The sequence below is a fragment of the Priestia sp. SIMBA_032 genome, assembly GCF_046535215.1.
GTDB classification, from domain to species: Bacteria; Bacillota; Bacilli; order Bacillales; family Bacillaceae_H; genus Priestia; species Priestia aryabhattai.
Map to the genome: position 1 here is coordinate 617580 of NZ_JAWRXD010000001.1, position 13922 is coordinate 631501.

At 38.4% G+C, this 13922-nt stretch carries 15 protein-coding genes and 1 riboswitch; of the genes, 6 read left to right on the forward strand and 9 right to left on the reverse strand.

Annotated features, from left to right (window positions below; translation table 11 throughout):
- Positions 1-94 precede the first annotated feature (94 nt).
- Complete coding sequence (locus SB717_RS03105) at positions 95-1261, reverse strand: ABC transporter permease (protein ID WP_410903179.1); 1167 nt, start codon at positions 1259-1261, stop codon at positions 95-97.
- 1 nt (position 1262) lies between these two features.
- Positions 1263-2000 carry an ABC transporter ATP-binding protein gene (locus tag SB717_RS03110; protein WP_410903180.1) on the reverse strand — a complete coding sequence of 246 codons (738 nt, stop codon included), beginning with the start codon at positions 1998-2000 and terminating at the stop codon, positions 1263-1265.
- Between the two features lie 175 nt (positions 2001-2175).
- Between SB717_RS03110 and SB717_RS03115 the strand changes: the two genes are divergently transcribed.
- The 3 genes from SB717_RS03115 to SB717_RS03125 all read left to right on the forward strand — a co-directional run bounded on the left by SB717_RS03115 (position 2176) and on the right by SB717_RS03125 (position 5363).
- Positions 2176-2874, forward strand: a complete 699-nt coding sequence (locus SB717_RS03115; protein ID WP_016763353.1) for a LytR/AlgR family response regulator transcription factor — start codon at positions 2176-2178, stop codon at positions 2872-2874.
- A 17-nt stretch (positions 2875-2891) separates the two neighbouring features.
- A complete protein-coding gene (locus SB717_RS03120) occupies positions 2892-3842 on the forward strand; it encodes a sensor histidine kinase (protein WP_410903182.1) in 951 nt (316 codons plus the stop codon).
- A 219-nt stretch (positions 3843-4061) separates the two neighbouring features.
- Positions 4062-5363 carry an NCS2 family permease gene (locus SB717_RS03125; protein WP_013055916.1) on the forward strand — a complete coding sequence of 434 codons (1302 nt, stop codon included), beginning with the start codon at positions 4062-4064 and terminating at the stop codon, positions 5361-5363.
- A 31-nt stretch (positions 5364-5394) separates the two neighbouring features.
- On the opposite strand, the gene SB717_RS03130 is transcribed toward SB717_RS03125, so the two are convergent.
- The gene (locus SB717_RS03130; RefSeq protein ID WP_013082184.1) at positions 5395-5589 is read right to left on the reverse strand and encodes a hypothetical protein; all 195 of its coding nucleotides are present in this window, start codon (positions 5587-5589) and stop codon (positions 5395-5397) included.
- 174 nt (positions 5590-5763) lie between these two features.
- Between SB717_RS03130 and SB717_RS03135 the strand changes: the two genes are divergently transcribed.
- The gene (locus tag SB717_RS03135) at positions 5764-6933 is read left to right on the forward strand and encodes an MFS transporter (protein WP_410903183.1); all 1170 of its coding nucleotides are present in this window, start codon (positions 5764-5766) and stop codon (positions 6931-6933) included.
- A gap of 160 nt (positions 6934-7093) precedes the next feature.
- Here SB717_RS03135 and SB717_RS03140 read toward each other — a convergent pair whose 3' ends face one another.
- Positions 7094-7540, reverse strand: coding sequence for a GNAT family N-acetyltransferase (locus SB717_RS03140; protein ID WP_074678590.1), 447 nt, complete (start codon positions 7538-7540; stop codon positions 7094-7096).
- A gap of 120 nt (positions 7541-7660) precedes the next feature.
- Here SB717_RS03140 and SB717_RS03145 point away from each other — a divergent pair, with 120 nt between their 5' ends.
- Together SB717_RS03145 and SB717_RS03150 are read left to right on the forward strand one after the other, a co-directional pair.
- Entirely contained in the window at positions 7661-8053 is a 393-nt protein-coding gene (locus SB717_RS03145) for a CotG/ExsB N-terminal domain-containing protein (RefSeq protein ID WP_410903184.1), read from the forward strand.
- Between the two features lie 153 nt (positions 8054-8206).
- Positions 8207-9004 (forward strand): VOC family protein, encoded by a 798-nt coding sequence (locus SB717_RS03150; protein WP_410903185.1) that lies wholly within the window; start codon positions 8207-8209, stop codon positions 9002-9004.
- Between the two features lie 18 nt (positions 9005-9022).
- Here SB717_RS03150 and SB717_RS03155 read toward each other — a convergent pair whose 3' ends face one another.
- From SB717_RS03155 to SB717_RS03175, 5 genes are all read right to left on the reverse strand, one after another.
- Entirely contained in the window at positions 9023-10645 is a 1623-nt protein-coding gene (locus SB717_RS03155; protein WP_410903186.1) for a M20/M25/M40 family metallo-hydrolase, read from the reverse strand.
- Between the two features lie 466 nt (positions 10646-11111).
- Positions 11112-11354, reverse strand: coding sequence for a hypothetical protein (locus SB717_RS03160; protein ID WP_098621561.1), 243 nt, complete (start codon positions 11352-11354; stop codon positions 11112-11114).
- A gap of 68 nt (positions 11355-11422) precedes the next feature.
- Positions 11423-11524, reverse strand: a riboswitch (SAM riboswitch).
- Between the two features lie 63 nt (positions 11525-11587).
- A complete protein-coding gene (locus SB717_RS03165) occupies positions 11588-12742 on the reverse strand; it encodes an amidohydrolase (RefSeq protein ID WP_410903187.1) in 1155 nt (384 codons plus the stop codon).
- 47 nt (positions 12743-12789) lie between these two features.
- Positions 12790-13296 carry a GNAT family N-acetyltransferase gene (locus tag SB717_RS03170; protein WP_098621563.1) on the reverse strand — a complete coding sequence of 169 codons (507 nt, stop codon included), beginning with the start codon at positions 13294-13296 and terminating at the stop codon, positions 12790-12792.
- Between the two features lie 202 nt (positions 13297-13498).
- The gene (locus SB717_RS03175) at positions 13499-13693 is read right to left on the reverse strand and encodes a hypothetical protein (RefSeq protein WP_228459472.1); all 195 of its coding nucleotides are present in this window, start codon (positions 13691-13693) and stop codon (positions 13499-13501) included.
- Positions 13694-13922: the final 229 nt, after the last annotated feature.

Here is a 13922-nt window from a genome sequence, read left to right on the forward strand (position 1 = left end):
ATACTTGAAACCTACGCTCACCATTCCAATAAAAAAATCCGAACGATTACTCGTTCGGATCTTCCTTCAACTAAAATACTTTTGGCCCAGTCTTTTACCCTTTACCAAGCACCCAGCGGCTTTTGGTAAACATCGTATAACCAACCGCAAATAAAACAACTGTACAAACCGACAAGCTTCCTATTGTATAAACGAGACTCTGCATGTCATAGACACCGTAGAGAAGCTGTTTCATAAGTGCAAATACGTTGTAAATAGGAATTAAAAATCCGCTTGGTTGCAGTTCGTGTACGGATTTTCCCATCAGTAAAAAGTATGGAAGCATCGCTACCATCATGATTTGGGATGTATAGCTCTGCGCTTCTTTAACAGAATTCGCCAAAAGGCTAAGAATGCATAATACCATAGCTCCTAGCAGCGCTAGCAGGGTAAGGGTGACTAAAAACGAGAAGATAAAGGTTGTAAAATGACCATTGAGCTGCAGTGCATCATTTAATACGGTTGTTAAATAACGTACAGACAAAACAAATGCCAATGTAGACAAAAGGCCGCTTATTATACCGAATGTAGAGATAGTAAGCCATTTCCCAACTAATAATTGCGTTCGTTTGACAGGGGCCATCAATAGAGCTTCCATTGTCTTTCTTTCTTTTTCACCTGCAAAAATATCATTAGCAGAAGGAAGAATGCCCCCTAAAACGCCCATAATGATAATCATTGGCGCAAACATCGCAATCATTGTTAAAGAATCGTCATCTTCCTTAGACACTCCTTTTTCAACCACATTAAACGGAGCAATCGTTTGACTATTCACATTTAGTTGGTCTAAGCGTTCGTTAACTATAGCTTCTCGATGTTTATTCAGTATATTTTGTATATACTCCGCGGTAGCACCTGAGTTCATGCTCGCTGAATCCGTATAAACAGTAACTTCTGGCGATTTCATCTTACGCAATTCTGAAGAAAAGTCGTCTGGTATCTTTAACGCCGCTAATGCTTTTCCATGTTCTACAGCGCTGAGTGGATTTTCACTCTCAATTACTTTAATATTGCCATCGTTTTTTAACCAGTCAATCACACTGGCATCAGAATCCTTTGTAACAGCTACAGACATGGAATCTGTTTGATTACTAGCCATCATTTTGTCGGCAAAAAAGATAATCCCTACATTTAATAAAATCGGAATCAACACGCTAAAGATAATTGTCTTTCGATCTCGCAAACAATCTATTAACTCTTTTTTATAAATATGCCAAATCACATTAAGCCCCCCTCACGATACGCGACATAAAGATGTAGTTTAAGTCTGTACTTTCCTCTTCTTTATACAGCTGTTCATTTGTTCCTTGATAAATCATTTTTCCTTTATGAATCATGATGACCGACTGACATAGCATCTCCACTTCTTCCATAATGTGACTGGAAAAAATAATCGTTTTTCCTTCTCTTTGCAGACTTTTAATAAGCTCACGAAACATGTTTGCTGATGTAATGTCTAATCCTGTGGTCGGCTCATCAAATAGGATAACTTCCGGGTTATGAAGAATAGTGCGTGCAATAGCTACTTTTTGACGCATTCCTTTTGAAAAGCCTCCGACGCGGCGGTCCAAGTAGTCTTTCATTCCAAAACGTTTGGCCAGTTCCTCAATCCTTATCTTTGTTTCATGTTTGCTCATTCCATAAAACTTAGCAAAATAAGCTAAGTTTTCACGAGCGGTCAAACGGTCGTATAAGCCTGTTTCACCGCCAAAAAGCACGCCAATTCTTTGTTTTATTTTATCCGGCTGTTTATGAATGTTAATTCCGTGAATGAACATATTACCTTCCGATGGTTCAAGTACAGTCGACAGCATACGTAAAAGAGTTGTTTTCCCCGCACCATTTTCACCTAATAGCCCTACAATTTCTCCTTGTGCGATGGTTACATGAATATCTTGAACTGCTGCAATTGTTTGCTTTTTCTCTTTAAAATATTTCGTAACACCTTTGATTTCAATCATATCCGCTCTCCCCTTTTACTGTGATTGACTATATCTTAGCTTATTTTTCATACAGCATCTTCCATCTTGTCATAAAGAGGGTTTTTTATGTCGTGAAACGTCTTTTTCATCTTGTAAATCATGGTAAAATAGTGTGGTAATATCCAATAGAATGAAACAAAGAGGGTTTTTATTTATGAAGGTAGGATTAGTGGACGATCATTCATATGATTTAGAGAAATTGAGGATTTCTTTAGAAAGAGAAGATGATATAGACATACTTTTTTCGACTAGCAGCGCGGAGGAAGCTTATAACGAAATTAAAAAAAATGAAATTGATTTATTAATTACAGATATTGAAATGCCAAAGCTATCAGGTTATGAGCTTGCAGACTTTATCAATGCTTACGCACTTGATATTCAAGTCATCTTTGTCACTGGGCACAGCGGCTTTGCCGTTCATGCATTTGAACTCAACGTTTTAGACTACATTATGAAGCCTTATTCTAAAGAGCGTCTGTTAAAAGGCATTCAGCGTTTTCATCAAAAAAAACAATCAACTGACACAAGAGATAAGCTTATTTTAAAACAAAAAACCGAAATGCAAGTGCTGAACAAACAAGATATTATATTTGCAGAGCGAACGGGTCGCTCTACCACCATCATAACGACAAATGGAGAATTTAGTACCTATCAATCATTAAACGAAATTGAAAAAGAATTAACAGCGAGTCATTTTCTAAGGTCGCATCGAGCTTTTATTATCAACATTTCCTATATTCAAAATTTCTCCCTGTATACTAAGCACTCCTACTCAGTGATGTTTCAAAGCACCGAAAAAACAGCTTTAATCACGAAAACAAATTTAGACATCTTGCAAAAAGAGTACTTTTAAAGGAGGGACTATCTAAAATGAAACTATTTTACACACTAGTTTTACTAACTGTTTTCGTGCTCCTCTTTTTTAAAGACCTGCCTGTTAGTTTACATCTCCTACTTAGTTCTTTTATAATTGGTTCATTTTTTATATGGAAAAAGAAATATCAAACGGCTCCCTCACTAACGATAAAAAAAGCAATCGTACTGACGTCTTTTTTCCTGCTTTTATTTAGCCTATCTTCACCTTTTAGTATTGGCCTAACCGTTATCACAATGATTGGTTACATGACCGACATGTTTTCGTCTTATCAACAATACATATTCGTAACTAACCGGGAAAGCAGTGCTTCACGTGAAATTCAAAAAAACAATGAGCTTTTTCAAGCGTTAAGAGCTGAAAGACATGATTTTATTAAACATGTCAGCGCCGTATCCTATCTTCTAGAAACAAACCAAAGACAGCAGGCACAAGAGTATATTCAAGATTACGTTGAAGCTTTGAATGATACCCATTCATATATTCAAGGTGAACATTCGCACGTTGCCTCTGTTGTACATCAAAGCAAGAATCAAGCACATACGTGGGGAATACATATGAATATTCAATTAGATTCACCGTTATCACAGCTGCCTTTAAGGCACCTTGACCAAATGAATCTCATCATGAATTTACTGCATAATGCTTTAGAAGCCGCTCATTCTTCTGAGAAAAAAGAGATAACCGTTTCGAGTATGATTCGAAGCGGCATTTACATTTTAGAAGTCAGCAATTCTACTGCTCCTTTATCACGAGAGCGTCAAGATCACTTGTTTACTTCTTTTCATGTTACAGAAAAGAAAGAACGCCACGAAGGCCTTGGCACGTGGATCATTTCTGAACTTGTTTCCAACTACCACGGACACTTGGAATATGCGTATAACGATTTAACTCTTTCCATTAAAATAAAATTTCCAATAGTCGTTTCCTCAAAACAAGCAACATAGCCGCCGCAGCCCAAGCGGCTTTTTTTCGTATGAGCCTCTTCTATACGCACACACTATAAAAAGCACCGAAAAAAAGAAATATTTCACACTTGTTTTAGCTCTTTTATCGTCACTTTTTTAGTTTTTGATTTTTTATATGCATATCTATTGCATTTCAAGTAAAAAACGAATATTATATATCATGTTGCTTTTAATGTTCGTTATTTTTGGAGGTTACTTATGTTTAAGTTAAAAGAATATAACACGGATGCTAAAACGGAGATTTTAGCTGGTATTACAACGTTTTTAACCATGATTTATATCGTCATTGTGAACCCAGTTATTTTGTCCAGCGCCGGCGTTCCTTTTGATCAAGTATTTACGGCTACTATTATTTCAGCAGTCGTAGCTACGTTATGGATGGCTCTTGCAGCTAACTATCCAATCGCTATTGCTCCCGGTATGGGAATGAATGCATACTTTGCTGCTTTAGTTGTTGGTTCAAATGGAAGTATCGACTATGCTACTGCTTTTTCAGCTGTATTCGTAGCAGGTATTATCTTTATCATCCTATCGTTAACATCGTTTCGTGAAAAATTAATTGAAGCTATTCCAAACAATTTAAAGCATGCGATTAGTGCTGGTATCGGTTTATTTATTGCTTTTATCGGGCTTCGTTCAGCCGGTATTATTGTTGCAAATAAGTCAAATTTAATTGGACTTGGTGATTTGCAGTCTGAAAAAGTAGTTTTAACACTGATTGGACTTGCGATTACAATCATTTTATATACGCTAAATGTAAACGGCGCTTTATTCTTCGGTATGATTATTACAGGGTTAATTGCTTTCTTTAGAGGACAGCTTTCATTTGATAAAGGTTTGTTTGCTTCTCCTCACCTTCCAGACGGCTTAATGATTTCAAATCCTTTTGCTGCTTTTGGAGATGTTATTCATCATGATTTGTACACAGTTGTTTTTTCTTTCTTACTTGTGACGATTTTTGATACAACAGGTACAATGGTAGGTGTAGCTCAACAGGCCGGTCTTATGAAAGGCAATAAGATGCCTCGCGTGCGTCAAGCATTGCTTGCTGACTCATTTGGTACAACGATTGGAGCTTTATTTGGTACAAGCCCAACAACAGCTTACGTTGAATCTTCATCTGGTGTAGCAGCAGGCGGACGTACAGGTCTAACGGGTGTGACGGTAGCCATTTTATTTATTGTTGCAGCGTTCTTTAGTCCGGTTGTAAGCTCGGTTTCTGGCGTAGCAGCTATTACTTCACCTGCGTTAATTATTGTCGGAAGCTTGATGATGGGTGCTGTAGCTAAAATTAATTGGAATGACTTTGATGAAGCGTTCCCTGCTTTTTTAGTTGTTCTAGCAATGCCTCTTACATCAAGTATTGCAACAGGAATTGCCCTTGGCTTCATTTCTTATCCGTTAATGAAGCTGGTAAAAGGAAAAGGCAAACAAGTCCATCCGCTTGTGTATGTCTTTGCTGTTTTATTTCTCTATCAGCTCATCTTTTTACCGCATTAAAAAAGCTTGGAGATTCGTCTCCAAGCTTTTTTTATTGAAAGTGATTGTTATTTTCTTTTGTTTGATAAAGATAATTTTCCACATAGATTTGTTCTGCATCGGAAGCATTCTTTATTCCTTCTTCTGGATCTAATTCGATACTTCTCTTCTTAGCTATATAATCCACTAGCGCCCCAAACCCTAAAAGACCGCCTATGATCCCAGCAAATACAATCCATATTGGCAATCGCTTCACGTCCCTTTTCTTTTAATTGTATCACCCTCAGCACAACAGGTAAATATTAACATAGTTATCCATTTGTAAATAAAATGCTTTTTACCAAATATGCGTAAAAAACTTCTTTGTATTTGGTATACTAAACTCACGGCATGTTCTACAGAGAAAGGGGCTTAATTGCATATGAACAAACAGCTTGGAACGTTAATGTTTGTTATTTTTATGGTATTTGTCGGCTTCGGAGTGATCATCCCCATCGTACCTGAAGTTATTCGTGCCACGGGTGCGAGCACGGTCAATTTAGGGATACTCATGGCTAGCTATTCGATCGCATCTTTTATTACCGCACCTTTTTGGGGGAAGCTTTCCGATATAAAAGGCCGCCGTCCCATCTTACTTTGGGGCTTACTCGGCTTTAGCGCAAGCTTTTTTCTTTTTTCGGTGGCAGAAAACTCTCTGACTTTAATGTATACGTCGCGCATCATCGGAGGTTTGTTCGCAGGAGCTGTTATTCCTTGTGCTTTTGCATATGCTTCTGATAGTACAGATGAAGAAAATCGAACGAAAGCAATGGGACTGTTAGGAATGTCGATTGGCTTAGGCTTTATTTTTGGACCGGCATTAGGCGGCGTCCTTTCATCTTTCGGCTTGTTTGTTCCCTTCGTTATCTCTGGTATCTTGTCACTGATTATGACAGCGTTCTCATTCTTTACGTTAAAAGAATCTTTACGAAAAGAATCTGCTGATAAAGTACAGACATCGAGATGGCATGACTTCACGTCAGATTTTCAAGGAGCTATGAAGTATTTATATGTTCTTTCATTTTTAGCGACTTTTACGCTCGCTGGTTTAGAAGCTACTTTTCAATTTTTTCAAATAGCGAAAATTAATGCTACTCCTACGACAATCGGATGGATGTTTATGGCGAGCGGTTTAACTCAAGCGCTGATTCAAGGCGGTGTGCTGCAGCGATTTAAAAAAGGAAATGAAAAAAAGCTGATGGTCATTGGTTTATTAGTTTCAGCAATAGGATTTACGTCTATTTTGTTATCTTCTAGTGCTGCTAATGCTACCTTATTTCTGTGCATATTTACAGCAGGAAATGCCCTTATTCGTCCTTGTGTCCTCTCATTAATTACGATAAGAACCAAAGTAGGATATGGCTCTGCTTCGGGGCTAACCGCCTCAATGGATAGCTTAGGGCGTATTTTTGGTCCTCTGCTTGGTGCATTTGCCTTTAAACTCAATATGACGCTGCCTTTTATTATCGGAGCTGTTGTCACTTTAGCTGCTTTACTGCTGATTCAGCGTCATACAGCTCTAGATTATTCTGAGCAAACACTGTCATCGTAGAGGCCGGGACAGAAGTATTTTAGTTAAAGGAAGATCCGAACGATGAATCGAGATTCTTGATAAAGAATCCAACGCGTTCGGATCTTTTCATTGGTATGGTAAACGTAGTTTTCATGTATCCCATTTGTTCATCTTTAGATTGAATTGATTTCGTTATGTCTCAATCTCTTTTCATCGTTACTAACACAAGATTATCAGCAGCTGCAGTGCGTTTTATAATGGAAAACCGATGAGCTTCGTACAGCTTAATAGCAGGTGTATTTCGTTCGGCTGTCGACACGATATATTCACATTTCGAATATCTTTGGAATACATGTGTTAAAAGACGGCTGCCCACCCCTTTTCGAAAGTACCGAGGACCCACAACAAGACGGCAAATGGTTAATCGCTCATTTTCTTTTTCAAACGACAGCACGCCAGCTAGCTTACCTTCAATCATTTCTCCGATAAACACTTCCTTGCTTTTCATAATATCTTCTTTGCTTTCTGTAAGCTGAGGAATGTCTGAAAAACCAATGAGCCTTGCTTCTTCTTGATAAGCTTCTACTTGCACAGCTACTATTTGAAGAGCGATGTCCACTCTTTTATGTTCTAGGATTTGAAGCATGAAACCCACTCCATTTCATTCGTGAATTTAGACAAATTCCATGTTTTCACTATATCCAAACGCCTTCCTTGTACATATTGTATTATGTACTACCTGATTAGATCCTAAGGAGGTGTTTGTATGCATATCACTGCTCAAAAAATTAGAGAAGCAGCAGAATCTCTCTCTTGTACGGAGCTCGAAACATTTATGTATCAAGAACCAACTTCTCGACGTAAAAGTTCTAGAAGACGTTCTAGCCGTCGTTCTACTTATCGCTCTACTCGCCGCTCTAGCCGTCGTTCTACTTATCGCTCTACTCGCCGCTCTACTCGCCGTTCTACTCGCCGTTCTACTCGCCGCTCTAGCCGTCGTTCTACTTGTCGCTCTACTCGCCGTTCTACTCGCCGCTCTAGCCGTTGTTCTACTTATCGCTCTACTCGCCGCTGTCAATGCGGTTCACCGTGCTGCTCATATCCATGGTTTAATAAATCATTGGGCTGCTGCTTTAAAGGACATGGTTGCCGCCGCTAAATAACTCAAAAGCAAGTCGAGTCTCAAACGTACACGGCTTGCTTTTTTTAAAATCTCTATTTTACATTCTACATAATCATTCGTTTTGCTCTTCTTGAAAGAGAAAATAAAGTATAATAATGGAAAGCATTTCTCTTAAAAGGAGGACTATCCATGCACTTATCTTTTGATCACCTTGTTCATTTTTCACCTGATCCTATTAGCGCTCAGAAAGAACTAAACGAATACGGAATAAATGTTATTAAAGGCGGTACCCATGAAAAATGGGGCACTTTTAACACGTTGGCTTATTTTCACCTGAGCTATATTGAGTGGCTTGGGCTCACAGATATCGCATTAGCTCAAACAGTTACAGATAATGATCTTATTCAGCAGCTTGTTAACGAACATACGCCGTTTGGTCATTTTGGGCGATTTGCCCTTCGTACAGATGATATGGATTTGCTCATAACCGAGCTTAAAGACAAGGGCTACACTGTAAAAGGCCCTGTAGCAGGGTCTCGTCAAGCTAATCACGGAGAAAGGCTTCAATGGCAAATGTGTTTTATTGAAGATGACCATGATGCCCTCCCTTTTCCTTTCTTTATTGAGTGGGGTGAACCAGAAGAAAAACGCAAGCCAAAGCTAGCGGCTCTTTCTTCCCATCAAGCCGGTCAGCTGCAGCTAAAAAACATTTACTGTGCTGTACATAACCTTGAAGAATCCATCGGCAAATGGACAAAACTGCTGGACGTTCAGGCTGGCGAAATCTACAAAGACTCTTTACTTGATACACGTTGTCAAAAACTATATGTCAATGGAGGAAACCTTATTTTTTGCAGCGGAACACAAGGCGTTGTCCATAATACATTAAAAAAAGTTGGAGAACGTCCATTGTTGGTTGAATTGGATCACGCTCTAACATCGCAACAAATTACCGTACAAGGAGCTTCTTTTAAATTTAACAAATAAACATCCGCTGACGGATGTTTATTTCTGTGCTTCTTTTATAGCTTGATAAATGAAGTGAGGCAAAATTTCAAAGGAATACTGAACGTCTAATCTTTCGGTCCATTGATGTGCATCTCTTCCCAGCGGTCCAATGTTCAGCACCGGCATCTTCAGCTCCTCTAGCTCTTCTAGCTCTTCTAGCGGGATATGATACCCTTTATTCCATAGCGGCATATTCACTACTAACGTATTAAATGTATGAAGCGGATGCTGCAGGCTGGCATAGCTTAAATCTGAAATTCCGCCAAAATAACTTTGTTCAACTAGCTCCACTTGAAATTGCTCTTTGGCAGTTGCCTGTACGTTTGATAAAATCCCTTGTACAAACGGATCATCATGTGAACAAACGGCCGGATAAAAAGGCGGCGTAAAAAATAAGACTATCATCGGAGCTGCTTCTTTACATAAACCAGCTAAAGAGTTTACTAATTTAATGGTTTTATTTCTGTCATTATCTTCTTGTGCCAAAAGTGCTTCTTCCATTTCTTGCACATATTTTTCACCGTGCTGTTTGACTGCATGAGTATAAAGTTCTTCATACGTCCATACATTCACGTCAAGAGATGAACCCTCCATTCCCGCAGCGTACTGCCTAGCGGCTTTATTATAATGTTTTTTTACATTCAAAGCTGCTTTGTCAGCCGATTTCAACAGCAGATCTGTCACCTCTTTAAGAGAGCGGTTTAACATAAATAAATTAAACAATACAACGGCTGAATGCGGAACTTGAACTGAATACTCTTCTTTTAAATCTTTTTGTATCAGCACCGTAGGAGGTGGACTCGTTTCATCTCTTACTTTTTCGCAAAAATCAACGTTTAATTCTATTTCTTTTGTTAAATAAGAAGCTAGTAAATTAGCATTCAAACCAGCTAGCGGTTCCCCTACGTGAGTTTCTTTTCCATAACACAAAAAGCTTGGCATGATTTTCCCAATCGACCCTGAGTACACATAGTTCGTTTGATCTCCAGGATAGCGGCTGAACACTGGTTCTGCATTTAGCATGAGAGAAAAATCCAGCTGATGTTGGCGCGCAAGTTCTAAAAGAACAGGCACTGCTTTTCTCATTCCAAGCGAATTTACTTCTTCATCCGGCACTGACAGCAGCAGGATGTTTCCGTCAAACTCTCCGTTGCATGCTCGTTCAATCATACTGATATGCAGGGCAATACCTGCTTTCATGTCCATCGTTCCACGGCCAAAAAGCCAGTCTCCTTTTATCATATCTTTTTGTACGTACGCCGGAACTTGTTCCATATGGTTATAAAAAGTATTCGTTAACGTATCAGCGTGAAAAGCATCCTTTTGCCACTGTCCATAATCTTGTACATCCACTACATCGTAATGACTTACTAATACAACTGTTTTATTTGTATTTTTCCCTTCAACAAAAGCTGTGACAATCGATCGCCCGTCTCCTGTTGAATGAAGCTTAACTTGCTCGTTTTTTTGAAAGTAAGGCAGCTTCAATAAATACGACGCTATCGCTTCAGCCATTTCCACTTCTGCCATCGTTCCTGTAACGCTAGGTATAGAAACCAATTCGCTTACAAGCTTCTTTAACTGTTCTTTTGTTTGATACAAAGATGTTTTGTTCGACATGCCCTTCATCTCTTTCCTTTTTCTAAATTTTCCATCAAACAAAACGATTCGTCAATCCCTTTGACAGAGACCCTTTCATTCTATCTCTATGTATCATAGTATGCGCTGCCTTGACGCACATGATAAAAAAAGAGTGCGCGGCTAGGGCTAGCACCGCACACTCTTTTTTTTACTTTTCGTCATCTTCTAAAAAGTCTAGGATACGATCAATAAGCTGTTCGCTTCCTGCATCGTTTCCATGTTCAAGAGACATTTCCATTTCAATGCTCCTTTCATAAAATATTCTTGTTTTATAACATACCACAATTCATTTCGAATGTAACCTTTAATTTGTGTAAAAATTTCGACAATTTATGATTAATTTTAAAACCTAGTGAGTAATGATTATACCCACCAGATTCTTCGGTTGTCAAAGAACATGCTTTCTATTTAAAAATACTTAAAAAATAGAGGCGCGAGCAGACTTCTATAACAGACAGCCTACTCGCTCAAGCTTAGAACAGCATGATGAATAAATTTCTAGTTCATTTGCTTTTTGTACATCTTTAATATCTATGCCTACAGCATATGTACGAACTTGGTTTTCGACCACAATTTCGTAAAATGTTTCTAATTCACGATAAGCTACTTCATAATGCTTTCCTAATAATTTCACGGCTTCCTTTAATGCTTTCTCTCCTGTATATGCTGCAACTGCTGTATGACTCATAAAACCCTCTCCTTTTAGAAAAATAAAAAAAACTCATTTTGCTTTGATGCAAAATGAGTTTTTCACCCGTTTTATCACCCAAAGCACATGCTTTGCTGGTAGGAGCACCTTACATTCGTAGGTTGCTGTGGAGTCAAAGAGCCAGATCTCTCGTCCACTCGTGATAACTTTTTTAATTTAAAATTTATTTTATCAAACAATTCCATCCGCGTAAATAGAAAAATAAAAATATTTTAATTTTTTTGGCAATGGAATGAATTCAAAAAATGGAAGCTTAGATTAGCAAAATAAGAAGCTGCTACAAGTAATGCCTCTTCATTTAATGAAAAAGATGGATGGTGCCATTCATATTCTCCAGCTGTACCCATCCATACAAAAAATCCTGGTACATGCTGCTGATATACGGCAAAATCTTCTCCTCCAGGCGATTGTTCAGCTTCTACGACTTGGTAACTGAGATCCTCCGCCGCTTTAGTAGCCAGTTTTTCCAGCGTATCATCATTGTTTACTACAGGAAGATATGGATACCATTTAACGTCTACTGAAGCCCCTAAAGCTGCTCCAATCCCTTCAGCAGTTCGTTTCATAAGACCTGGTATTTTTTCTCTCGCTTCTTCTTGAAAGGTACGCACCGTTCCTTCAAGCGTTACTTTGTCAGGAATGACGTTCCACGAGCTCCCTCCATGGATTTGAGTTATGCTGACAACAACATTTTGAAATGGGCTGAGATTACGGCTGACAATGGTTTGTAAACTAGTAACAATTTGACCAGCAGCAGCAATCGGATCTACTGTTTTTTCAGGGATGCCCGCGTGACCTCCTACTCCTTTGACGTCAATTTCAAAACGATCAACGCTTGCCATTAAAGGTCCCGATTTGATACCAATGGTTCCTACAGGAAGATCCGGTTTGTTATGCATCCCAAATATCGCTTCTACTCCTTCGAGCACACCTTTTTCAACTAGCATTTTTGCCCCAGAAGCCGTTTCTTCGGCCGGTTGAAAGATAAACCGTACCGTACCGCAAAGCTCCTGCTGACGTTCTTTAAGAAGAATGGCTGCTCCGATTATAGAAGCCGTATGAAAATCATGGCCACATGCGTGCATAACTCCGTTTACTTCAGATGCAAATGGCAGATTGGTTTTTTCTTCAATTGGCAGCGCATCAATATCAGCTCGAATTGCGATAGTAGGTCCCGGCTTTCCTCCCACAATTTCTGCTACTGTTCCTACGTCTAAATGGAATGTATCCGCTATAGACATATCATAGTGCTTTAACCACTTTTTAATACGTTTAGTTGTTTCATATTCTTTCATTGAAAGTTCTGGAAACCGGTGCAGCTCACGGCGTATGTCTATTAACTCATTTAGCAGTAATTGATCTGTCATATTTATCACTCTTTCACATTCCTTAATTTGGATCACCTCTCTATCTTTTACGACAAAGAGTGTACCTCATTGAATTTTTTATAAAGAAATAGGGTCGTATAACCTTCTGCAAGGTGCTTTTCTTTAGCTTGAACATATCCTTTTCGTTCATACATCTCAACTAACCAAGGATGTTCTTTTGCTGTTCCTAAAGACACACCTGGTGATTTAAACATATTTTTTATTATCTCTTCCTCTACTAGATGCAGCAGCTTAGAACCAACGCCTTTCCTGACAAACGACGGGTCCACTGCAAACCACCAAAGATGCGGAACAGCAAACGGACCTGGATGTTCTCCCCAAGGCATTCGTATAGATACAGTTGCAGCGATTCTTTTATCTTCTTCATATACATAGCAAAGGTTTTGAGAAATATTTTTCTTAACAAGAGCAAGATCAGCAGTAGCTGCTAAGAAAGGAATGCCTAGCTCTCGAATAGGCTTATATGCTTGTAGAGTCAAGTTCAATAAGTTATCTGCGTCGTCATTTGTTGCCAAACGGAATTCATTTTTCATCTCTTCGCCTCCTATGTAGTGCTTAAATATTTTATTTAACTTATAAGTTTACTGAGAATTAAAAAAGACAGACTGCCGCCTTGCGTACTCACTATACAACTGCTTTTATAACGTGTCAATTTTCATTATCTCTTTCTATGAAAGCTATCATAAAAACCAATACTTACAGTTTATTATACTGAACAAATATCAATAAATCCCCTTACGAAACCCCTTTCATTACTTTCGTTAAATTTTCAACCGCCATTATAGAGCGACGTATGATAAAATAGAACACGGTAGTTGTAAGAAAAGCAAACAGAAATGTAATCACTAGCATAATCGAAGCTGCTTGCTCTTGTTTCATAATAAGATAATAATTTGTCACTTCAATTACAGTAAGTGTTATGACCATCATATAATAGCATTTCACATGTAAACTTTGAAACGCTTTTTTTATTTTTCATTCCCTATACCATCTAAAGACATAGAATGTCTAATCTATATTAGTAGTATCGGCATATTTTTATATGTTTTTGTAAAAACTAAAGAAGAATTGAAGCAATTATTATTGGCGCTTTTCCACTAAATATTGGAATACATATCATTCTGCAAGGCGCTGCAACAGCAGTTGATAACTGTCTGAT

Coding starts and splice junctions, on each gene's coding strand:
- SB717_RS03170 (WP_098621563.1), bottom strand. CDS start 13,296: ATGAAAAATGAATTCCGTTTGGCAACAAATGACGACGCAGATAACTTA.
- SB717_RS03145 (WP_410903184.1), top strand. CDS start 7,661: ATGCATATCACTGCTCAAAAAATTAGAGAAGCAGCAGAATCTCTCTCT.
- SB717_RS03175 (WP_228459472.1), bottom strand. CDS start 13,693: ATGATGGTCATAACACTTACTGTAATTGAAGTGACAAATTATTATCTT.
- SB717_RS03120 (WP_410903182.1), top strand. CDS start 2,892: ATGAAACTATTTTACACACTAGTTTTACTAACTGTTTTCGTGCTCCTC.
- SB717_RS03165 (WP_410903187.1), bottom strand. CDS start 12,742: ATGACAGATCAATTACTGCTAAATGAGTTAATAGACATACGCCGTGAG.
- SB717_RS03125 (WP_013055916.1), top strand. CDS start 4,062: ATGTTTAAGTTAAAAGAATATAACACGGATGCTAAAACGGAGATTTTA.
- SB717_RS03135 (WP_410903183.1), top strand. CDS start 5,764: ATGAACAAACAGCTTGGAACGTTAATGTTTGTTATTTTTATGGTATTT.
- SB717_RS03150 (WP_410903185.1), top strand. CDS start 8,207: ATGCACTTATCTTTTGATCACCTTGTTCATTTTTCACCTGATCCTATT.
- SB717_RS03140 (WP_074678590.1), bottom strand. CDS start 7,540: ATGCTTCAAATCCTAGAACATAAAAGAGTGGACATCGCTCTTCAAATA.
- SB717_RS03155 (WP_410903186.1), bottom strand. CDS start 10,645: ATGTCGAACAAAACATCTTTGTATCAAACAAAAGAACAGTTAAAGAAG.
- SB717_RS03110 (WP_410903180.1), bottom strand. CDS start 2,000: ATGATTGAAATCAAAGGTGTTACGAAATATTTTAAAGAGAAAAAGCAA.
- SB717_RS03115 (WP_016763353.1), top strand. CDS start 2,176: ATGAAGGTAGGATTAGTGGACGATCATTCATATGATTTAGAGAAATTG.
- SB717_RS03160 (WP_098621561.1), bottom strand. CDS start 11,354: ATGAGTCATACAGCAGTTGCAGCATATACAGGAGAGAAAGCATTAAAG.